Here is a 21,277-nt window from a genome sequence, read left to right as displayed (position 1 = left end):
CGAGTGCCGTCCCGCATCCTGGAGTCACCGTGCACAGCACAACACCCCCCACGCTCCCCTGGTACCGCGAGGTGAGCGGTACCCAGTGGAAGTCGTTCCTGGCCGCCTGGATCGGCTATGTCCTCGACGGCTTCGACTTCGTGCTGATCACGCTCGTCCTCACCGAGATCAGTGACGACTTCGGCCTGAGCACGGTGCAGGCCGCCAGCCTGATCTCCGGTGCGTTCATCACCCGCTGGCTCGGCGGGGCGGTACTCGGCGCCCTCGGCGACCGGTACGGCCGCAAGTTCTCCATGATCCTGAGCATCCTGCTGTACTCGCTCGGCACCTTCGCCTGCGGATTCGCCTGGAACTACCAGAGCCTGTTCGCCGCGCGGCTCGCCATCGGCATGGGCATGGCCGGTGAGTACAGCGCCAGCGCCACGTACGTCATGGAGAGCTGGCCGGCGAGGCTCCGCAGCCGGGCCAGCGGCTTCCTGATCTCCGGTTTCTCGGTCGGCTCGGTGCTCGCGGCGCAGGTCTACAACTGGGTGGTGCCGTCGCTCGGCTGGCGGTGGATGTTCTACATCGGCCTGATCCCGATCGCCATCGCACTGTGGATGCGGCGCGCGCTGCCGGAGGCCGAGGAGTGGACGAAGACGGTCGCGGACAAGGGAGCCGAGCCCAACCCGTTCCGGCCGCTGTTCGTGACGCGCGGCAGGGCCGTCGTCAACACCGTCCTGGTCGTCCTCGCCACCGTCTCGCTCTTCCTGGTCTTCACGCCGGGCGGTGCCGGAATGGTTCCGGTGCTCTCGGTGGTCGCCGGACTCGCGCTCGTCGCGTTCGCGGTGCAGCTCGGCGGGAAGCGGAGCTGGGTGCTGTACCTGTCGATGATCGTGACGCTGTTCTTCGCGTTCCTGTACTCGTGGCCGATCCAGGCGCTGCTGCCCACGTATCTGAAGACCGAACTCGGCTACACCACCGGCCAGGTCACCGACGTCCTGTACTTCGCGGGCTTCGGCACCATGGCCGGCTGCTGGACCGCGGGATTCCTCGGTGACCGGATCGGCGCGAAGAAGGCGTACGCACTGACGCTGCTGGCCTCGTTGGCCTTCGTGTACCCGGTATTCGCCGTGCACAACAATCTGCTGCTGCTCGGGGTTCTGCTCTTCCTGCTGCAGGCGACCAGCTTCGGCATCTCCGGGCTGCTGCCCCGCTACATCGGCGGGCACTTCCCGACCGAGAGCCGTGGCGCCGCGCTGGGCTTCACGTACAACGTGGGAGCGCTCGGCGGCGCCGTGGCCCCGGTCCTCGGAGCGCATCTGGCGTCCGGAATGGACCTGGGCCGGGCATTGGCGGTGCTGACCTTCGCGGGCACGGTGATCGTGGTGCTGCTGGTCGGGTTCGACGTACCGGCCAGGCTGAACCGGCTGACCGATCCGGACGCGGAACGGGACCACCTCGCGGTGCCACCGGCGACGGAACGGAGCGAGGCCGCACCCACGACGGCCGTCGGCTGACACCACGCGAGCGCGGGGCGGGGCGGGGCGGCGAACACCGTCCGGCCCGCCCCGCGTTCCCGGCCGCCCCACGGGCCCACGCCCTCGACCCGGGCGCGTCTCACCGCACCGCGCCTCGGCTCAGGCCTCGATGCGCTCGAAGATCGCGGCGAGGCCCTGTCCACCACCGATGCACATGATCTCCAGGCCGTACCGGGCCTCGCGGCGGTTCAGCTCGGGACCGTACCGCCGCCGACCGCGGCCGAACTGCGGCTGCTGCGTGAGGACGTGGACCCGGACCGCGTCTATCTTCGCTGAGACGCATCACATGTCACCATCACCACGCACCCGATCACATGTCACACCCCGATCACTGGTCACACCCTGAGAGGACCGCAACTGCCATGCGTATCAGGATCGTCGGCGCCGGGGCCATGGGCCGCGGCATCGCCCAGTGGGCGGCGACCGCCGGACACACCGTCGAGCTGTGCGACGTACGTACGGAGGCGGTGACGGCCGCCGTGGACTTCGTACGGTCCATGCTCGAACGGGCCGTGCAGAAGGGCCGGATGTCCGCCGAGGACCGTGCCGCCGCCCTGGAGCGGCTGATCCCGCTGGACGACCCGTGGGCACAGGGACCGGACGTCGAGCTGGTCGTCGAGGCCGTACGGGAGGACCTCGGCACCAAGACGGAGGTCTTCGGCCGGCTGGAGCAGGCGCTGCCCGCGACGGCCGTCTTCGCGACCAACACCTCGTCCTTGTCGGTCACCCGGATCGCGGCGGCGCTGAAGGATCCGACGCGCCTGGCCGGGCTGCACTTCTTCAACCCGGTACCGCTGATGAAGATCGTCGAGATCGTGCCGGGCGCGGCCACCCGCCCGGAGATCCCGCCGGCCCTCACCGCACTCGTCGAAAGCTGCGGACACCGCGCGGTCACGGTCGCCGACACCCCCGGCTTCCTGGTCAACCACGCCGGGCGCGGCCTGGTGACCGAGGCCCTCGCCCTGCTGGAGGAGACGGTCGCCGCCCCGGCGGACATCGACCGGATCGCCCGTGACGTCCTCGGCCTGCGGATGGGCCCGTTCGAGCTGATGGACCTCACCGGTCTGGATGTGACGGCCGCGGTGATCGACTCGATCTGGCAGGGCTTCCGGTACGCGGACCGGCTCCGCCCCTCCTACCTCACTCCGAACCGGGTCGCCGCCGGGCTGCACGGCCGCAAGACCGGGCAGGGCTGGTTCGCGTACGGCCCCGAGGCGCCCGCCCCGGTCCCGGAACCGCCGGTCACGGGTGACACCGACCGCCCGGTGTTCGTCCACGGCGCCGCGCCGCAGGGCCGGGACGCGACGGCGCTGCGCGAGGCGCTGACCGCTGCGGGCGCCGTCGTCGAGACGGGCACGGAGCCGTCCGCCGAGGCCCTGGTCCTGGTTCCGGTCTGGGGCACCACGGTGGCTGCCGCGGTCGCCGCGCACCGGCTGCCCGCGGGGCGCACCCTCGGCGTCGACCCGCTGCCGCCGGCCGGCCGGCGCCGGGTGCTAGCTGTGACCCCGGCGGTGGATCCGGCCGCCGCGCGCGACGCCCGCGCGGTGCTGGCCCGGGCGGCGGACGGCGACGAGCCGTACGCGGTCACGGTGGTACGGGACACCGCGGGCTCGGTCGCTCAGCGGCTGCTGGCCTCGATCGTGTCGGTCGCGGCGGGGATCGCGGAGCGCTCGATCGCCTCCCCCGCCGATATCGACCTGGCCGTCACGGCCGGGCTCGGCTACCCCGTCGGCCCATTGACCTGGGGCGACCGGATCGGCGCCGAGCGGATGCTGGAGCTGCACCGGGCGCTGCACCGCACGACGGGCGACCCCCGCCACCGCCCGAGCCGCTGGGTCACCGAACGCGCCCAACTCGGCCTCGCGCTGACGGACCCGGGGACCTCGCCCGCCGACTGCGCGACCGGTAACGCGTTCTCGTAGCAGCCGGCCGGGACCTGCGGGGGCCTGCCGGAGCCATGGCCCCCCGCAGGTCCGTGCAGGTCCCCCACAGGTCCGTGGAGGCCCCCGGCGACTCGCGGATCACCGCTCATGTCCGTTTCCTACAAGACCCGCAGAGACGACCGGCCTACGGTCGGAGCATGACTCCACGCATGGACGCGATCAGCATCATCACCGCGGATCTGACCGCATCGCTCGCCTTCTACCGCCGGCTCGGCCTCGACATCCCCGCCGGCGTGGAATCCGCACCCCACGTCGAAGTGATGCTCCCGGGCGGGCAGCGTCTGCTCTGGGACACCGAGGAGGTCATCCGGTCGTTCGACCCGCAATGGACCGCGCCCCAGGGCGGGGAACGCCTCGGGCTCGCCTTTCTCTGCGACAGCCCGGCGGAGGTGGACGCGGTGTACGAGGACCTGACGGGCGCCGGTTACCGGGGACATCTGAAGCCGTGGGACGCGGTGTGGGGGCAGCGTTACGCGACGGTCCTCGACCCGGACGGCTGTGCGGTGTCATTGTTCGCGGGCAACGGCTGAGACCCGGGCCGGACCGTCACCGGGACGCCAGGTAGGCGGTCAGGGTGGTCCCGGCCAGGTCGCGCATCTCCCGTGCGAGATGGGCCTGGTCGGTGCAGCCCGCTTCGACCGCCGCCTCGGCGTACGGCGTTCCGGACCGGGCGAGGGTGAGCGCGCGCTGGAGCCGCAGGACCCGGGCAAGCGTCTTGGGCCCGTAGCCGAAGGCCGCGAGTGAACGGCGGTGCAGCTGACGCTCGCCGAGGCCGACCGTCCGCGCGGTGTCCGCGACGGACCGGCCGTGACCGAGCTGCGCGGCGACGGACCGCATCACAGGGTCCGGCGGTGCGGTGCCGGCCGCCCGCCGCAGGGCGATGGCCTCCAGTGCGGCGGCGGGATCGGCGGCTTCGGCGATCCGCTCGGTGAGTACGCGGACCCGCGCGCCCGGCCACAGTTCCGCGAGGGCGACCCGGCGGTCGCGCAGTTCGTGCGCGGGTACGCCGAGGAGCGCGGGGGCCGTACCGGGCGCGAAACGGATCCCGGCGTACTGCCCGCCGGTCCCTGCCGCCGACGTCCCGGCACGGGTGTCGGGGCCCGCGACGAGCAGTCGTCCGTCGATCCAGAGCAGGTCCATGCAGCCGTCGGGCAGCACCGCGTGGACCGATCCTTCCGGCACGCGCAGGGTCCACACGGTCGCGCTGTCGAACCGCGACGCCCGCTCTTCGTACGTGCCGCCCATGCCGCACACGCTAACCTCGTCCTCATCTCGTCGGAGAACTTCTCCTCGGAGAACTTCTCGGCGAAGAGCTTCTCGTCGAAAACATCTCGTCGGAGAACGGAATCAGCTTCCCGGGGGCGGGCCATGACAGCACTGATGGAGTTCACCACCGACAGCGGTGCGACGGTGACGGTCGAGGTCGACCGCCATACACCGGGTGCGCAACTGGTCGCGTTGGGCGACGACAACACCCTGGCCAGGGCGGGGCGTACGTTCGACAGCGCACTCACGGGAATCCGTTCGGCCGCGGAGTCCGCGCTCGCCGTGTTCCGGGACGGCGCTCTCAAACCGGACGGTGTGGAGCTGGAATTCGGCGTGAAGATCACGGCGGAGGCCGGGGCCGTGATCGCCAAGAGCGCGGTCGAGGGCCACTTGGTGGTCAAGCTGTCCTGGTCCCCCGGCGCGACACCGGCGACGCCGGCACCTCCGACGACTCCCGCGACGGCCGCCACCGTACCGCCGCCCACGACCCCACCCGCAGCGGCCCCTCCCGTGCCACCCGCCGGTTAGCGGACGGCCGCTCTCAGCCCTCGGACGGGTTGTCCGGCCTGTCCGGGTCCGGCTTGTCCGACTCCTTGTCGCGGCTCGGCTGCAGCCTGGACTTCACGTCGTCCGGCGGCAGGAACCTCGACCACCGTTCCGGGAACTCGGACGGCATGTACGGGCTCTCGCCGACATCGTCGTCCTCGTCTTCGTCATCGTCGTCGTCATCGTCGTAGTCCCCGTTCGCGGCCCTCTCCCGGCTCTCCGCCTGCGCCCGCGCGACGAGCTCCGCGGCCTGGGCCGCCCGTACCCGCTCATTCGCCGCACGCGCCGCGGCCGTCGCCAGCGAGGGCCACACCCGGTCGATGGCGGCATTGACCGCCGCGCCCACGAGCACCGCGAACGCGGAGACGCCGATCCACAGCAGGACGGCGATCGGGGCCGCCAACGAGCCGTAGATCGTCGGCCCCTCGACCGTACTGGTCAGGTAGATCCGCAGCAGGAAGCTGCCGAACACCCACATCGCGAGCGCCACCAGCGCACCGGGAACGTCCTCTATCCACGGCGAACGGACCGGTACGGACACGTGGTAGAGCGTCGTCAGGAACGCGATCGACAGCAGGATCACCAGCGGCCAGTACAGAATGCTTATGAGCTCGGTGCCCCACGGGATGAACTCCACGACCCGGTCCGGACCGACCACGAGCAGCGGCAGCACCACGGCGCCGAGCAGCAGCGCGATCACGTACAGCAGGAAGGAGAGCAGCCGCGTCTTGACGATGCCGCGCTGGCCGTCGAGGCCGTACATCACCGTGATCGTGTCGATGAAGACGTTGACCGCGCGGGAGCCTGACCAGAGCGCGATCGCGAAGCCGATGGAGATGACGTCGGGCCGGGCGCCGGTGGTGACGTCCGCGAGGAGCGGCTTCGCGAAGTCGTTCACGCCCCGCTGGCTGAGCACCGTCTGGGAGGCGTTGAGGATGTTGCGCTCGATGGAGGCGACCGTGGTCGTGTCGGTCCACGCGTCGACGTATCCGAGCAGCCCGATCAGGCCGAGCAGCAACGGGGGCAGGGACAGCAGCGTGAAGAACGCCGCCTCGGCCGCGAGTCCCAGAATGCGGTACTCCATGCACGAATTGACGGTGTCCTTGAGCAACTGCCAGACCATCTGCCGCTTGGATACGTTGCGGTAGAGGACCCTGGCCCGGTGGAGCCGCCCCGGTGGCCGCTCGGGTGTTTCATTTACTGCCTGCACATCCTTACCGTATCGGCATGGCAGCCACCACCCACACCGTGTTCAACCAGGTACCGCCGCTGGCCGGCTACGACGTCTTCGGCGCCGACCTCGCGCTCACCGAGGCGGTACGACGTCACATGGCACCCGAGCTGTTCGCCGAGGCCCGAGGCGGGCTCGGTGAGCTGGGCAGGGCCGCGGGCTCCGCGCAGGTACAGGCGTGGGGGGCGCAGGCGAACGAGAATCCGCCGGTGCTGCGCACCCACGACCGGTACGGGAATCGCATCGACGAGGTGGAGTTCCACCCGGCCTGGCACCGGCTGCTGGGGCATGCGGTCGGTGCGGGTCTCACCGACGCCTGGGGCAGGCCCGGCGGTCATGTGAGGCGGGCGGCAGGCTTCCTGGTGTGGACGCAGGCCGAGGCGGGGCACGGCTGCCCGCTGTCGATGACGCACGCGGCGGTGCCCGCGCTGCGGACCGATCCGGCGCTGGCCGCCGAGTGGGAGCCGCTGCTGACCTCGACGGTGTACGAGCGGGGGCTGCGGCCCGCCGCGCAGAAAGCCGGCGTGCTCTTCGGGATGGGCATGACGGAGAAGCAGGGCGGCAGCGACGTACGGTCGAACACGACGCGGGCCGAGCCGCTGGCCGCGGCGGGCGAGTATCTGCTCACCGGGCACAAGTGGTTCTGTTCGGCACCGATGTCCGACGCCTTCCTGGTGCTGGCGCAGGCGCCCGACGGCCTGACGTGTCTTCTGCTGCCGCGGGTGCTGCCCGACGGCACCCGCAACGCGTTCGCGATCCAGCGGCTGAAGGACAAGCTGGGCAACCGGTCCAACGCGTCGAGCGAGGTCGAGTTCGACGGGACGTGGGCGCGCCGGGTCGGCGACGAGGGGCACGGGGTGCGCACCATCATCGAGATGGTGGCGGCGACGCGGCTGGACTGTGTGGTCGGTTCGGCGGCGCTGATGCGGCAGGCGGTGGCGCAGGCGATCCATCACTGCACCTACCGCAGCGCGTTCGGCGGGGTGCTGGTGGAGAAGCCGCTGATGCGCAATGTGCTGGCCGATCTGGCGCTGGAGTCGGAGGCGGCGACGGTGCTGGCGCTGCGGCTGGCCGCTGCATACGACGCGGACACGGAGAGCGAGCGGGCCTTCCTGCGGATCGCGGTGCCGACGGCGAAGTACTGGGTGACGAAGCGGTGCGCGCCGCTGGTGGGCGAGGCGCTGGAGTGTCTCGGCGGCAACGGCTACGTCGAGGAGTCCGGGATGCCGCGGCTGCTGAGGGAGGCGCCGCTCAACTCGATCTGGGAGGGCTCGGGCAACGTACAGGCGCTGGATGTGCTGCGGGCGCTGCAGCGCGAGCCGATGGCGCTGAACGCGTTCCTCCAGGAGATCGGCAGGGCGCGCGGCGCCGATCACCGGCTGGACAGGGCGGTCAAGGACATGCTGACGGAATTCGCGGATCTGACCGGGATCGAGGCGCGGGCCCGCAGGCTGGTCGAGCGGATGGCGCTCGTGCTGCAGGGTTCGCTGCTGGTGCGCTGGGCGCCGCCGGAGGTCGCCGACGCGTTCTGCGCGTCACGGCTGGGCGGGGACTGGGGCACGGCGTTCGGGACGCTGCCGCACAGCCTCGCTCTGGCATCGGTGGTCGAACGGGCGCGGCCCGTCGAACGCCAGGGCCGCCCGTAGAGCGACGGACGGTGGTGCTTGCCCGTACAGCGACGGAAGGTGGTGCTGCGCCGACACGGCACCACCCTCCACGCTGTGGTTCCCCGGTCGCCCCGCGGGCGGAGACCAGCGCCTCGTGGGACCGCGTGCTGCGCTGCGGTGTCGATCCGGACCAAGTCCACCGAGAGCGTGCTGCTGGAGCTGGACGAGATCGAACACCGGCGTCGGACTTCGGCGCCGAGCAAGGTGATGCCGCTACGGAGCGAGTCCCTGGCGCACCGCCCGTACCGCTTCGGTGAAGGGGTCGAGGTCGAGGTGATCCGCCCGGATCACCCGGCCGATCAGCTGCCGCGTTCGACGGCTCCGGTGGTGATCGGGGCGCGTACGGCCCCGTAGGGCCTCCCTTTCGCGGGCGTGTGGCCGGTGCCGTCGTCCGGGCCGTGGGACCGGCTTGGGTCCGGGCCGCACGGCATGATTCCCTGGCAGTCATGAGCAACCCCGCGCGCACCGCCGACACCCCCGCCGAGGTGACCATCTGGTCCCTGGAACAGACCTCCCCCGACGATCTGCGCCCCGCCGCCGTCCCGGAGGGCGATGTACGGATCGTCCGGTCCGAAGTGCCGCTGCCCGAGTTCAGCCGGTTCCTGTACACGGCGGTCGGCGGCGACATCCAGTGGACCGACCGGCTCACGATGACGTACGCGCAGTGGCAGGAGGCGCTGGACCGGCCCGGGGCGGAGACCTGGGTGGCGTACGCGAACGGGACGCCGGCCGGATACATCGAGCTGGATCCGCAGGACGACGGCGTGGTCGAGGTCATGTACTTCGGACTGATACCCGCCTTCCGGGGGCGCCGGATCGGCGGCCATCTGCTCTCGTACGGGGTCGCCCGTGCCTGGGACCTGGCGGAGCGCCAGCCAGAGCGGACGCCGACGAAGCGGGTGTGGCTGCACACGTGCTCCAAGGACGGCCCGCACGCCATGGACAACTATCTGCGGCGGGGCTTCCGGCTCTTCGACACGAAGATCGAGCTGGAGCCGGAGGTGGCGACGCCCGGGCCGTGGCCGGGGGCGAAGCGGTAGTACGCAGGCAACGGGGCGGCAACTTCCGACGACAAATGGGGTGATTACGGCTATTGTGGGCGGCCCGGCCCGCGCGGGCCGGGTGACGGGCACCACGTCGTCTCGCATGACGGGACACTCTCGTCCACATCATGGATCGTGGTGGACTGCCCGGAGATTCGCGTGACACGCTTCCGTCATGTCTGGAACTGGAATTGCCTTGGTGAGTCGACGCCACGTCGACCTCGGCCGCGTGTCCAGCGCCATCTGTCCGGCGAGCTGAGAGTCCCAGCACCGCCGCGATCCTTTTTTCTCTGCCCATCCTGCGCACCGCCGCGCCTCAGCGCGAGTGTGCAGTTCAGAGCCGCCCTCCTGCAGTCCCGAAGGACGTACCGTCATGGCCGCTACCCCGGAACAGCCTGCGCCCGTCACGCCCCGCCGCAAGGCCGGTCGCCACCGTGGCGAAGGCCAGTGGGCCGTGGGGCACCACACTCCGCTCAACGGCAATGAGCAGTTCAAGAAGGATGACGACGGTCTCAATGTGCGGACACGCATTGAGACGATCTACGCGAAGCGCGGTTTCGACTCGATCGACCCCAACGACCTTCGTGGGCGCATGCGTTGGTGGGGTCTGTACACCCAGCGAAAGCCCGGCATCGACGGCGGCAAGACCGCGGTCCTGGAGCCGGAGGAGCTCGACGACAAGTACTTCATGCTGCGGGTCCGGATCGACGGCGGCCGGCTGACCACCGCGCAGCTGCGGGTCATCGGCGAGATCTCGCAGGAGTACGCACGCGGCACCGCGGACATCACCGACCGGCAGAACATCCAGCTGCACTGGATCCGCATCGAGGACGTCCCGGCGATCTGGGAGAAGCTGGAGGCCGTCGGGCTCTCCACCACCGAGGCCTGCGGCGACTGCCCCCGCGTGATCATCGGCTCCCCCGTGGCGGGGATAGCCGCCGACGAGATCGTCGACGGCACACCCGCCGTCGACGAGATCCACGACCGCTACATCGGCAACAAGGAATTCTCCAACCTGCCGCGCAAGTTCAAGACCGCGATCTCGGGTTCGCCGGTGCAGGACGTGGTGCACGAGATCAACGACATCGCGTTCGTCGGTGTGGTCCACCCCGAGCACGGTCCGGGTTTCGACGTCTGGGTCGGTGGCGGGCTCTCCACCAATCCGCGGCTCGCCGAGCGTCTCGGCGCCTGGGTGCCGCTCGACGAGGTTCCGGACGTCTGGGCCGCAGTCGTCGGCATCTTCCGCGACTACGGGTACCGGCGGCTGCGCACCCGCGCCCGGCTGAAGTTCCTGATGGCCGACTGGGGCCCCGCCAAGTTCCGCCAGGTGCTGGAGGACGAGTACCTGAAGCGTCCGCTGATCGACGGGCCCGCGCCCGGGCAGCCCAGCAGCCGCTGGCGCGACCACGTGGGTGTGCACCAGCAGCAGGACGGCCGTTTCTACGTCGGTTTCGCCCCCAGGGTCGGCCGCGTGGACGGCTCCACACTCGCCAAGATCGCCGAGCTGGCCGCCGCGCACGGCTCGGACCGGCTGCGTACCACCGTCGAGCAGAAGATGCTCATCCTCGACGTGGCGTCGGACCAGGTGGACTCCCTGGTCGCCGGACTGGAGGCGCTCGACTTCCAGGTGCGGCCGTCACCGTTCCGCCGCGGCACGATGGCCTGCACCGGCATCGAGTTCTGCAAGCTGGCGATCGTCGAGACGAAGGCGCGCGGCGCCTCGCTCATCGACGAACTGGAGCGCCGTCTGCCGGACTTCGACGAACCGCTCACCATCAACCTCAACGGCTGCCCCAACGCGTGCGCCCGCATCCAGACCGCCGACATCGGCCTCAAGGGCCAGCTCGTGCTGGACGACGACGGCAATCAGGTCGAGGGCTACCAGGTCCACCTGGGCGGCGCCCTGGGTCTTGAGGCCGGGTTCGGCCGCAAGGTCCGTGGCCTGAAGGTCACTTCGACCGAGCTGCCCGACTACGTCGAGCGGGTCCTGGGCCGCTTCCAGGAGGAGCGCGAGGACGGCGAGCGGTTCGCGACGTGGGCGGCGCGGGCCAGTGCGGAGTCGCTGTCATGAGCGAGCGCGCCGCACCGTTCCACTGCCCCTACTGCGGCGACGAGGACCTGCGCCCGCACGAGACCGGCCACGGCGCCTGGGAATGCGCTTCCTGCAACCGCGCGTTCCAGCTCAAGTTCCTGGGTCTGCTGACCCGGGGACTTCAGCGCAACGACGTTGAACGGGATGGGATATGACGGACACTCAGCAGACCGGTGACCTCAAGAGCCTGGCCGAACGCGCGGGCCGGGAGCTGGAGAGTGCCTCCCCGCTGGAAGTCCTGAAGTGGGCCTCCGACACCTTCGGCAAGCGGTTCTGCGTCACCTCGTCCATGGAGGACGCGGTCGTCGCCCACCTCGCCTCGCGCGCCTTTCCCGGCGTCGACGTGGTCTTCCTCGACACCGGCTACCACTTCCCCGAGACGATCGGGACCCGCGACGCGGTCGAAGCCGTGATGGACGTCCACGTCATCACGCTCACCCCGCGGCAGACCGTGGCCGAGCAGGACGCCGCGTACGGGCCGAAGCTGCACGACCGCGACCCCGACCTGTGCTGCAAGCTGCGGAAGGTCAAGCCCCTTGAGGAGGGCCTGACTTCGTACGCGGCCTGGGCGACCGGGCTGCGCCGCGACGAGTCCCCGACCCGGGCGAACACCCCGGTCGTCGGCTGGGACGAGAAGCGGCAGAAGGTCAAGGTCTCGCCGATCGCCCGCTGGACCCAGGACGACGTCGATGCGTACGTCGCGGAGCACGGCGTCCTCACCAACCCGCTGTTGATGGACGGATACGCCTCCGTCGGCTGCGCGCCCTGCACCCGCCGGGTGCTGGAGGGCGAGGACGCACGCGCCGGACGCTGGGCCGGCCGGGGCAAGACCGAGTGCGGGCTGCACGACTGATGACGACTGATCAGGAGACTTCGATGAGCGTGACGGAGACGGGTGCCACCATCTGGCTGACCGGTCTGCCGAGCGCGGGCAAGACCACCATCGCGTACGAACTCGCCGGGCGGCTGCGCGGCGAGGGCCACCGCGTGGAGGTCCTCGACGGCGACGAGATCCGGGAGTTCCTCTCCGCGGGTCTCGGCTTCTCCCGCGAGGACCGCCACACCAACGTCCAGCGGATCGGCTTCGTCGCCGAGCTGCTGGCGGCCAACGGCGTGAAGGTGCTGGTCCCCGTCATCGCCCCGTACGCGGACAGCCGCGACGCGGTGCGGGCGCGGCACCAGGCCGAGGGGACCGCGTATCTGGAGGTGCACGTCGCGACCCCGGTCGAGGTGTGTTCCGTACGCGATGTGAAGGGGCTCTACGCCAAGCAGGCGGCGGGCGAGATCAGCGGGCTCACCGGGGTCGACGACCCGTACGAGGCGCCCGAGTCGCCGGATCTGCGGATCGAGTCGCACCGACAGACCGTGCAGGAGTCCGCGGCGGAGCTGTACGCGCTGCTGAGCGAGAGGGGTGCAGCGTGACGACCGTCGCGACTGTGTCGGAAGGCACCGGCAATCCGTACGCACTCAGCCACCTGGACTCCCTGGAGTCCGAGGCCGTGCACATCTTCCGTGAGGTGGCGGGTGAGTTCGAGCGGCCGGTGATCCTGTTCTCCGGAGGCAAGGACTCGATCGTGATGCTGCACCTGGCGCTCAAGGCGTTCGCGCCCGCGCCGGTGCCGTTCGCACTGCTGCACGTCGACACCGGGCACAACTTCCCCGAGGTGCTGGAGTACCGCGACCGCACGGTGGCCCGGCACGGGCTGCGGCTCCACGTCGCCTCCGTGCAGGAGTACATCGACGCCGGGAAGCTCCGCGAGCGCCGGGACGGCACCCGCAACCCGCTCCAGACCGTGCCGCTGACCGAGGCGATCCAGCAGCACCGCTTCGACGCCGTGTTCGGCGGCGGGCGCCGCGACGAGGAGAAGGCGCGCGCCAAGGAGCGGGTCTTCTCGCTGCGCGACGAGTTCTCCCAGTGGGACCCGCGCCGCCAGCGCCCCGAGCTGTGGCAGCTCTACAACGGCCGGCACGCCCCCGGTGAGCACGTCCGGGTCTTCCCGATCTCCAACTGGACCGAGCTGGACGTCTGGCAGTACATCGACCGCGAGGGCATCGAGCTCCCGGAGATCTACTTCGCCCATGAGCGCGAGGTCTTCAACCGCTCCGGCATGTGGCTGACCGCGGGCGACTGGGGCGGCCCCAAGGAGGACGAGCGGGTCGAGACCCGGCAGGTCCGCTACCGCACGGTCGGTGACATGTCGTGCACCGGCGCCGTCGACTCGGACGCGACGACGCTGGACGCCGTGATCGACGAGATCGCCGCCTCCCGGCTCACCGAGCGGGGCGCGACGCGTGCCGACGACAAGATGTCCGAGGCCGCGATGGAAGACCGCAAGCGCGAGGGGTACTTCTAAGATGACCACACTCACCCAGCACGCAGAGCAGTTGTCGACCACCACCCTGCTGCGGTTCGCCACCGCGGGGTCCGTCGACGACGGCAAGTCCACCCTCGTGGGACGTCTGCTGCACGACTCCAAGTCGGTCCTCACCGACCAGCTGGAGGCCGTCGAGCGCGCCTCGCGCAGCCGGGGCCAGGAGGCGCCCGATCTGGCGCTGCTGACCGACGGGCTGCGGGCCGAACGTGAGCAGGGCATCACCATCGATGTCGCCTACCGCTACTTCGCGACGCCACGCCGCCGTTTCATCCTGGCCGACACCCCGGGGCATGTGCAGTACACCCGGAACATGGTGACGGGCGCCTCGACGGCCGAGCTGGCCGTCGTCCTGGTCGACGCCCGCAACGGCGTCGTCGAGCAGACCCGCCGCCATGCCGCGGTCGCCGCACTGCTGCGGGTGCCGCACGTCGTACTGGCCGTCAACAAGATGGACCTGGTCGACTACGCGGAGCCGGTGTTCGCTGCCATCGCCGAGGAGTTCACCGCGTACGCGGCCTCCCTGGGCGTCCCGGGCTGGGGGTCTGGGGGCGACCCCCAGGAAAACTGGTGTACCGCGATCCCGATCTCCGCGCTGGCCGGCGACAACGTCGTGGAACCGTCGGCGAACATGGACTGGTACGGCGGCCCGACGGTCCTGGAACACCTGGAGACGGTACCGGTCAGCCACGACCTCACCGCCTGCCACGCCCGCTTCCCCGTCCAGTACGTCATCCGGCCGCAGACCGCCGAGCACCCGGACTACCGTGGCTACGCGGGCCAGATCGCGGCCGGCGCGTTCCGCGTCGGTGAGACCGTCACCGTCCTGCCCTCGGGCCGCACGTCGACGGTCACCGCGATCGACGCGCTCGGCGAGAGCGTGGACATCGCCTGGGCGCCCCAGTCGGTGACGATCCGGCTGGCCGACGATATCGACATCTCGCGCGGCGACCTGATCGCGCCGGCCGACGACGCGCCCGCTGTCACCCAGGACGTCGAGGCGACCGTCTGCCACGTCGCCGACCGGCCACTCACCGTCGGCCAGCGGGTGCTGCTCAAGCACACCACCCGCACGGTCAAGGCGATCGTCAAGGACATCCCCTCGCGCCTCACGCTGGACGACCTCTCCCAGCACCCGGCCCCCGGCCGGCTCGTCGCCAACGACATCGGCCGGGTCGTCGTCCGCACCGCGGAGCCGCTCGCCCTCGACGCGTACGCGGACTCCCGGCGCACCGGCTCCTTCCTGCTGATCGACCCGTCGGACGGCACCACGCTGTCGGCGGGCATGGCCGGTGCCTCGTTCGCCGCCGTGACCGATCCCGCAGCCGACGACGCCGACGCGGCCGACGACGCCGAGTGGGACTTCTGATGACCATCGACATCTACTCCACGTTCGCGAAGGAGGGCGGCCGCGTCGGCAGCGGCGCCCTCGGCAGCGGCCAGGGCGGGGTCGCGCGATGTGCGTGATGACGTACGCGCACTGCCTGCGCGCCCACCCGTACCACCCGCACCACCCGTTCAGACGAAGACCTGCCGACTTCCCGGCCGCGTCCCCGTAAGTTCCGAGGGACGCGAGCACCGGGCCGACGAGAGGAAAGCCTCCCGTGCCTGCCCCCCGTACCACGCTGCGCCGCGGCCTCGCCGCTGCCGCCGCCCTGCCGCTGCTCGCCGTCGCGCTCACCGCCTGCGGCTACGGCTCCGAGGCGAAGGACGACGACGCCAAGAAGTCGAACGTCGCCGCCGACGCGAAGAAGCTCTCCGCGGACACCGTACGGATCGGGTACTTCCCGAACCTCACGCACGCCACCGCCCTGGTCGGTGACCAGGAGGGCCTCTTCCAGAAGGAGCTCGGCGGCACGCAGCTGAAGACCTCGCAGTTCAACGCGGGGCCGTCCGAGATCGAGGCGCTGAACGCCGACTCGATCGACATCGGCTTCATCGGCCCGTCGCCCTCCATCAACGGCTACACGAAGTCCAAGGGCAAGAACCTGCGGATCATCGGCGGTTCGGCCTCCGGCGGTGTGAAGCTGGTCGTCGACCCGAAGAAGGTCAAGACCCTCGACGACCTCAAGGGCAAGAAGATCGCCACCCCGCAGCTCGGCAACACCCAGGACGTGGCCTTCCTCAACTGGATCTCCGAGAGGGGCTGGAAGGTCGACGCCCAGAGCGGCCAGGGCGACGTCTCCGTGGTCCGTACGGACAACAAGGTGACACCGGACGCCTACAAGTCCGGTTCCATCGACGGCGCCTGGGTCCCCGAGCCCACCGCGTCCAAGCTGGTCGCCGAGGGGGCCAGGGAACTGCTCGACGAGTCGACGCTGTGGCCGGGCGACAAGTTCGTGATCACGAACATCATCGTGTCGCAGAAATTCCTCAAGGAGCACCCGGACGTCGTCGAGGCGGTACTGCGGGGCTCGGTGAAGACCAACGCGTGGATCAACGCCGACCCGGACAAGGCGAAGGCCTCCGCCAACGCGGCACTGAAGAAGCTGACCGGCAAGGCGCTGCCCGCCGAAATCATCGACCCGGCGTGGAAGTCGATCCAGATCACCGACGACCCGCTGGCGGCCACGCTCGACGCGCAGGCCCAGCACGCGGTGAAGGCGGGCCTTCTGGAGAAGCCGGACCTCAACGGCATCTACGACCTGAAGCCGCTGAACAAGATCCTCAAGGCCGCGGGCAGGCCCGAGGTGGCCGACGCCGGCCTCGGCGTCAAGTAAGCCCCCGCTCGCAGACTCCCAGGAGGTGACGACCATGGCGACCACTCTCACCGAGGCCGAGGACCGTGTCTCGGTCGGGCACGCCGCTCGTATCTCGCATGTCTCCAAGTCCTTCGGCGGACCGGCGGGGCAGCAGCTCGTCCTGGACGACATCACGCTCGATGTCGCACCGGGCGAGTTCGTCACCCTCCTGGGAGCCTCCGGGTGCGGAAAGTCGACGCTGCTGAACCTGGTGGCCGGGCTCGACCGCCCGGCCGCGGGATCCATCGAGACCCCCGGCGGGCGCCCGGCCCTGATGTTCCAGGAGCACGCCCTGTTCCCGTGGCTGACCGCGGGCAAGAACATCGAACTCGCGCTGCGGCTGCGCGGCGTACCCAAGTCGGAGCGCCGCACGGAGGCGGAGCGGCTGCTGGAACTCGTACGGCTGGGCGGGTCGTACGGGAAACGGGTGCATGAGCTCTCCGGCGGCATGCGGCAGCGGGTGGCGATGGCCCGGGCGCTCGCCCAGGCCAGTCAACTGCTGCTGATGGACGAGCCGTTCGCCGCGCTCGACGCCATCACCCGGGACGTACTGCATGACGAGCTGACCCGGATCTGGCGCGAGACGAAGGTCTCGGTCCTCTTCGTCACACACAACGTGCGCGAGGCGGTACGGCTCGCCGAGCGCGTCGTCCTGCTGTCGTCCCGGCCCGGCCGGATCGCCCGCGAGTGGACGGTCGACATCGATCAGCCGCGCCGTATCGAGGACACCGCTGTGGCGGAACTGTCCCTTGAGATCACCGAACAACTGCGTGGGGAGATCCGCCGTCATGGCCGGCACTGATACCAAGCCCGACGGTCTGGCCGGGCTGGAGGCCGGGCTCGACGCGCTGGACGCCGTGCAGGTGCGCCGCACCCCGGTGCGCGAGGTGCTGCTCCGCAAGGTGCTGCCGCCGGTGCTCGCCGTGGCGCTGGTGGTCGTCGTCTGGCAGTTGCTCGTCGAGTCCCGGGTCACCGACGACTACAAGCTGCCCTCACCGGGTGCGGTGTGGAGCAGCGCGGTCGACATGTGGCTGCGGGGGACGCTCCTGGACGTCGTCTGGACCAGCATCTCGCGCGGTCTGCTCGGCTTCCTGCTGGCCGTGGCCATCGGTACGCCGCTGGGTCTGCTGGTTGCCCGGGTGAGGTTCGTACGGGCGGCGATCGGCCCGATCCTGTCCGGGCTGCAGTCCCTGCCGTCGGTGGCCTGGGTGGCGCCCGCGGTGATCTGGCTCGGGCTGAACGACAAGATGATGTACGCGGTGATCCTGCTGGGCGCCGTCCCCTCGGTCGCCAACGGGCTGGTCTCCGGCGTCGACCAGGTGCCGCCGCTGTTCCTCAGGGCGGGCCGCACGCTCGGTGCGACCGGGCTGCGCGGAACCTGGCACATCGTGCTGCCGGCCGCATTGCCCGGCTATCTGGCCGGTCTCAAGCAGGGCTGGGCGTTCTCCTGGCGCTCGCTGATGGCCGCCGAGATCATCGCGTCCTCCCCCGACCTCGGGCTCGGGCTCGGGCAGTTGCTGGAAAACGGCCGCAACAACGCCGACATGCCCGGCATCTTCCTGGCCATCATCCTGATCCTGTTCGTCGGCATCGCGATCGACCTGCTGATCTTCAGTCCGCTGGAGCGGTGGGTGCTGCGCAGCCGCGGTCTCCTCGTCAAGAACTGAGCCACGCCATGTCCGCCCCGGTCCTCCTCGTCATCGCCCACGGCAGCCACGACCCACGGCACGCGGCGACCGTGCACGCGCTGACCGCGCGGGTGCGGTCGCTGCGGCCGGGGCTGCGCGTGGAGACCGGCTTCCTGGACTTCAACGCACCGTCGGTGCCGCGGGTGTTGGAGCGGCTGGCCGCACAGGGGGCGGGGGCCGTCATCGCGCTCCCCCTCCTGCTCACCCGGGCCTTCCACGCCAAGTCCGACATCCCGACGGTGCTGCACGAGGCCCGGACCAGGCTGCCTCGGATGCGCATCCGGCAGGCCGAGGTGCTCGGCCCGTCACCCCTGCTGAACTCGGCACTGGAACGACGGCTGCACGAAGCCGGGATCCGTCCCGGTGACCGCGGCTCGACCGGGCTCGTCCTGGCCTCGGCGGGCTCCACAGACCCGGAGGCGATCGCAGTGATCGCTGAAATCGCGCGGGAGCTGCGGCACACCGGTTGGTGCGCCGTGCGGCCTGCGTTCGCCTCCGCATCCCTCCCCCGCACCGAGGACGCCATACGGACCCTGCGTGCCGAGGGCGTACGGCGGGTGGCGGTGGCTCCCTATGTCATCGCACCCGGCCGGCTCCCGGACCGCATCGCCGCGGGCGCGGCCGGGGCGGACGTGCTGGCCGATGTCCTCGGCGCGTCACCGGAGCTGGCACGGCTGCTGCTGACCCGGTACGACGAGGCCCGCGTCCCGCGCGCCCGGGCGGCCACGCTCACCGCGTAGAGCTCGGCGCGCCGAGGCCGACGTCCATCAGCCCACGTCCAGGCTGCCCGTGCGGGTCCGCTTGAGTTCGAAGAGGTCCGGATTCCCGGCAAGTACGCGGAAGCTGTCGAAGACCCGCGCCGCCTCCTCACCACGCGGCACGGCCCGCAGGACCGGCCCGAACCAGACCGAACCGTCGACATGGATCGTGGGCGTACCGACATAGGCGTCCGCCTCCGGATCCTTGCCGGCGTCGTGGCTGCGCCGCAGTGCCTCGTCGTACGTGTCCGCGTGCGCGGCGGTGGCGAGCCCGGCGGGCAGGCCGAGCTCGGCCAGGGATTCGGCGATCACTTCGTCGAAGTCCTCGTTCTTCTGCTGGTGGACGCGGCTGCCCATCGCGGTGTAGAGATCGCGGAGCACGGCGTCACCGTGGTCGGCTGCCGCGGCGACCGCGACCCGCACCGGGCCGATCGACCGGTCGACCAGTTCCCGGTACCAGTCGGGGAGTTCGTTGCCGATGTTGTGCAGGTAGAGGCTCATGACGTGGAAACGGAGCTCGATGTCGCGCTGCTGCTCCACCTCCAGCATCCAGCGGGAGGTGATCCAGGCGAACGGGCAGGCTGGGTCGAAGTAGAAGTCGACGGCGGTCCTGCCCGTGTCCGGGGTGCGGTGAGTGGTCATGCGTCGAGCCTAGACAGGTATTGGCGTACCGTCCCGGGCCATTCACCGTCCGATCAACTGGGCCACTTTCAGGCCCTGGCCCAGTGCGGGTCGCGACCGCTGCGGGCCAGCGCCCGTTGGAGCAGCGACGCCGATCCGGGCACCGTCACCTCGTCGGCGAAGCCGTCGTACTGCCGGTAGAGCGCGGCGTTGCCGTCGACGACATCGAGGACATAGGCGGCCGCGGCGTCGGAGAGCCGGAGCTCCTCGCCGACGGCGCGGGCCACGTCCCAGGTGTGCAGGGCCGTCTCCTCGATGAGCATCGCGGCTGTCTCGGCAGCGGGCGTCGTGGAATTCCCGAGGTCGACCTCGCCGTCCCAGACCGCCGGGTCCGACCAGGCGGCGACGGCCCGGTCCAGTTGTGCCGCGTACTGCTGCGCCCAGTCGGCGTCGGCGGTGAAGTCGCGGGTGGTGAGCTCGTCGGGGAGATCCTTGCCCAGGGCGCGGTGCTCCAGGCCGTGGGAGGTGTAGAGCACCCAGTGGTTGATGAGTTCACGCAGGTCCCAGTCGCCACAGGGAGTGGGCAGTCCGAGCTGATCGGTGGTGATGGAACGCGCGATGCGGGCCGCCTCGCCGGCGACTTCGGTCATGTGAGTGTGCTCGATCTTCATGCGTCCCAGACTAGGACGGGCCACTGACAACGGTATTGAAGAAAGGCGACGACGGCCGGGCCCGTCGCTTCAGGTGGCGGCGTCGACGAGTGCGACCAGTTCGGCCACGGGCATCGAGCCGGGCTCCCGGCGCTCGCGCGCGAACGTGTTCGCGGTGCGGCGAAGTACGTCGTTGACGGGCGTGGGTACGCCGTGGAGGCGGCCGAGCAGCACGATCTCGCCGTTGAGGTAGTCGGCTTCGATCGTGCCGGTGCCCCGGCTGAGGCTCTGCCAGGACGAGCCGCAGCCGCGAGGGGAGCCGTCGAACGGTTCGAAGCGGAGACCGGCCCGCGCCGCGGCCTGGTCCTCCTGGCTGACCGGATCGATGCCGGCGGCCGCGAGCACGGCCCGCCCCTCGGCGAGTGCCCGCTCCAGCAGCGCGGACGCGCCCTGTCCGGTGAGCGGGCCGGTGACGGCCTCGATCGCGTTGGCGAGGTTGGAGAGCAGCTTGCCGTACTTCCAGCGCATCACGTCATGCACGACCGGGGCGAGCAGCTTCGACTTCTCCAGGTCGGCGGCGATCAGCCGGGCCGTCTCGTCGGTCCCCGCCGGGTAGCGGCCCAGGTGCAGAACGCCGGTCAGCGGCGTTCCGGCGGCCAAGACCTCGCCGGGTTCGACGAAGGTGGCGGGCAGCCAGACGCACATGCCGTACACGCGCCGGAAGCGCCGCAGTGCGAGGCGTTCGCTCTCCACCCCGTTCTGCGCGCAGATCAGCGGCAGCCGCTGACCCGCCGTGGAGCCGCCCGCGACGGGCCGGACGCTCCAGGCATCGAGCGCGGCCGTGCTGTCCTGCGTCTTCACGGCGAGCACGAGAACGTCGTCCGCGGTCAGTTCGAGCGCCTCGGGTCGGTCGACGACGGGGATCGGACGGGTGGACGGCCCGTCGGGCGTGACGAGCCGCAGCCCGCCGGCGCGCAACGCCTCGTACTGCGCACCTCGTGCGACGAGCACGAGGTCGTGGCCGGCCTCGGCCAGCCGTCCCCCGAGGACGCCGCCGACGGCGCCCGCCCCGATGATGATGTAGCGCATCCCCACTCCCGTCCACGGCCGCGCAGGTCGGCACAACGGTGCCCCGAAGG

General features: G+C 70.7%; 22 protein-coding genes and 1 pseudogene. 18 read left to right on the top strand and 5 right to left on the bottom strand.

Going from position 1 to position 21,277, the window contains the following annotated elements; all coding sequences use genetic code 11:
• Positions 1-29: 29 nt before the first annotated feature.
• The 3 genes from OG306_RS31405 (at position 30) to OG306_RS31395 (ending at position 3,993) form a co-directional block, all read left to right on the top strand.
• Positions 30-1,499: a sialate:H+ symport family MFS transporter gene (locus OG306_RS31405; protein WP_266749494.1), complete on the top strand. Its 1,470-nt coding sequence runs from the start codon at positions 30-32 to the stop codon at positions 1,497-1,499.
• 383 nt (positions 1,500-1,882) lie between these two features.
• Complete coding sequence (locus OG306_RS31400; RefSeq protein WP_266749492.1) at positions 1,883-3,442, top strand: 3-hydroxyacyl-CoA dehydrogenase; 1,560 nt, start codon at positions 1,883-1,885, stop codon at positions 3,440-3,442.
• Between the two features lie 158 nt (positions 3,443-3,600).
• Complete coding sequence (locus OG306_RS31395) at positions 3,601-3,993, top strand: VOC family protein (protein WP_266749491.1); 393 nt, start codon at positions 3,601-3,603, stop codon at positions 3,991-3,993.
• Here OG306_RS31395 and OG306_RS31390 read toward each other — a convergent pair.
• Positions 3,933-4,708 (bottom strand): annotated as a pseudogene (locus OG306_RS31390) (DUF6597 domain-containing transcriptional factor). The gene OG306_RS31395 and the pseudogene OG306_RS31390 overlap by 61 nt on opposite strands.
• Before the next feature lie 123 nt (positions 4,709-4,831).
• Between OG306_RS31390 and OG306_RS31385 the strand changes: the two are divergent.
• Entirely contained in the window at positions 4,832-5,257 is a 426-nt protein-coding gene (locus OG306_RS31385; RefSeq protein ID WP_371665918.1) for a CU044_2847 family protein, read from the top strand.
• A 13-nt stretch (positions 5,258-5,270) separates the two neighbouring features.
• On the opposite strand, the gene OG306_RS31380 is transcribed toward OG306_RS31385, so the two are convergent.
• Positions 5,271-6,485, bottom strand: a complete 1,215-nt coding sequence (locus OG306_RS31380) for a YihY/virulence factor BrkB family protein (protein ID WP_371665917.1) — start codon at positions 6,483-6,485, stop codon at positions 5,271-5,273.
• Positions 6,486-6,502: 17 nt separating this feature from the next.
• Here OG306_RS31380 and OG306_RS31375 point away from each other — a divergent pair, with 17 nt between their 5' ends.
• From OG306_RS31375 to OG306_RS31310, 14 genes are all read left to right on the top strand, one after another.
• Positions 6,503-8,152 carry an acyl-CoA dehydrogenase family protein gene (locus tag OG306_RS31375; RefSeq protein ID WP_371665916.1) on the top strand — a complete coding sequence of 550 codons (1,650 nt, stop codon included), beginning with the start codon at positions 6,503-6,505 and terminating at the stop codon, positions 8,150-8,152.
• Positions 8,153-8,290: 138 nt separating this feature from the next.
• Entirely contained in the window at positions 8,291-8,527 is a 237-nt protein-coding gene (locus OG306_RS31370; protein ID WP_327350226.1) for a hypothetical protein, read from the top strand.
• 92 nt (positions 8,528-8,619) lie between these two features.
• Positions 8,620-9,213: a GNAT family N-acetyltransferase gene (locus OG306_RS31365; protein WP_266749483.1), complete on the top strand. Its 594-nt coding sequence runs from the start codon at positions 8,620-8,622 to the stop codon at positions 9,211-9,213.
• A gap of 178 nt (positions 9,214-9,391) precedes the next feature.
• Positions 9,392-9,475, top strand: a complete 84-nt coding sequence (locus OG306_RS31360) for a putative leader peptide (protein WP_311203059.1) — start codon at positions 9,392-9,394, stop codon at positions 9,473-9,475.
• A 114-nt stretch (positions 9,476-9,589) separates the two neighbouring features.
• Complete coding sequence (locus OG306_RS31355) at positions 9,590-11,287, top strand: nitrite/sulfite reductase (protein ID WP_266905031.1); 1,698 nt, start codon at positions 9,590-9,592, stop codon at positions 11,285-11,287.
• Positions 11,284-11,463, top strand: a complete 180-nt coding sequence (locus OG306_RS31350; RefSeq protein ID WP_266749480.1) for a hypothetical protein — start codon at positions 11,284-11,286, stop codon at positions 11,461-11,463. Before OG306_RS31355 ends, OG306_RS31350 begins: the two co-directional genes overlap by 4 nt.
• Complete coding sequence (locus OG306_RS31345) at positions 11,460-12,161, top strand: phosphoadenylyl-sulfate reductase (RefSeq protein ID WP_327258608.1); 702 nt, start codon at positions 11,460-11,462, stop codon at positions 12,159-12,161. Before OG306_RS31350 ends, OG306_RS31345 begins: the two co-directional genes overlap by 4 nt.
• Positions 12,162-12,184: 23 nt before the next feature.
• Complete coding sequence (gene cysC / locus OG306_RS31340; RefSeq protein WP_371665915.1) at positions 12,185-12,730, top strand: adenylyl-sulfate kinase; 546 nt, start codon at positions 12,185-12,187, stop codon at positions 12,728-12,730.
• The gene (gene cysD / locus OG306_RS31335) at positions 12,727-13,662 is read left to right on the top strand and encodes a sulfate adenylyltransferase subunit CysD (RefSeq protein ID WP_266749476.1); all 936 of its coding nucleotides are present in this window, start codon (positions 12,727-12,729) and stop codon (positions 13,660-13,662) included. The genes cysC and cysD overlap by 4 nt, the downstream gene beginning before the upstream one ends.
• A gap of 1 nt (position 13,663) precedes the next feature.
• Positions 13,664-15,049, top strand: coding sequence for a sulfate adenylyltransferase subunit 1 (locus tag OG306_RS31330; protein ID WP_266749474.1), 1,386 nt, complete (start codon positions 13,664-13,666; stop codon positions 15,047-15,049).
• Between the two features lie 235 nt (positions 15,050-15,284).
• Positions 15,285-16,400 (top strand): aliphatic sulfonate ABC transporter substrate-binding protein, encoded by a 1,116-nt coding sequence (locus tag OG306_RS31325; RefSeq protein ID WP_266749473.1) that lies wholly within the window; start codon positions 15,285-15,287, stop codon positions 16,398-16,400.
• 34 nt (positions 16,401-16,434) lie between these two features.
• Complete coding sequence (locus OG306_RS31320; RefSeq protein ID WP_266749472.1) at positions 16,435-17,223, top strand: ABC transporter ATP-binding protein; 789 nt, start codon at positions 16,435-16,437, stop codon at positions 17,221-17,223.
• Positions 17,210-18,088: an ABC transporter permease gene (locus tag OG306_RS31315; RefSeq protein WP_266905037.1), complete on the top strand. Its 879-nt coding sequence runs from the start codon at positions 17,210-17,212 to the stop codon at positions 18,086-18,088. Before OG306_RS31320 ends, OG306_RS31315 begins: the two co-directional genes overlap by 14 nt.
• Before the next feature lie 8 nt (positions 18,089-18,096).
• Positions 18,097-18,849 carry a sirohydrochlorin chelatase gene (locus tag OG306_RS31310; protein WP_371665914.1) on the top strand — a complete coding sequence of 251 codons (753 nt, stop codon included), beginning with the start codon at positions 18,097-18,099 and terminating at the stop codon, positions 18,847-18,849.
• 27 nt (positions 18,850-18,876) lie between these two features.
• Here OG306_RS31310 and OG306_RS31305 read toward each other — a convergent pair whose 3' ends face one another.
• From OG306_RS31305 to OG306_RS31295, 3 genes are all read right to left on the bottom strand, one after another.
• The gene (locus tag OG306_RS31305; protein ID WP_266749467.1) at positions 18,877-19,509 is read right to left on the bottom strand and encodes a DsbA family protein; all 633 of its coding nucleotides are present in this window, start codon (positions 19,507-19,509) and stop codon (positions 18,877-18,879) included.
• A gap of 68 nt (positions 19,510-19,577) precedes the next feature.
• Positions 19,578-20,159, bottom strand: a complete 582-nt coding sequence (locus tag OG306_RS31300; protein ID WP_266749466.1) for a TIGR03086 family metal-binding protein — start codon at positions 20,157-20,159, stop codon at positions 19,578-19,580.
• A 69-nt stretch (positions 20,160-20,228) separates the two neighbouring features.
• On the bottom strand, positions 20,229-21,227 hold the full coding sequence (locus OG306_RS31295; RefSeq protein ID WP_371665913.1) for a ketopantoate reductase family protein: 999 nt from the start codon (positions 21,225-21,227) through the stop codon (positions 20,229-20,231).
• Between the last annotated feature and the right edge of the window lie 50 nt (positions 21,228-21,277).

Source organism: Streptomyces sp. NBC_01241 (assembly GCF_041435435.1).
Taxonomy (GTDB): domain Bacteria; phylum Actinomycetota; class Actinomycetes; order Streptomycetales; family Streptomycetaceae; genus Streptomyces.
Note: the sequence above shows the minus strand (reverse complement) of the source record. Positions and strands in the feature narration are given on the sequence as shown.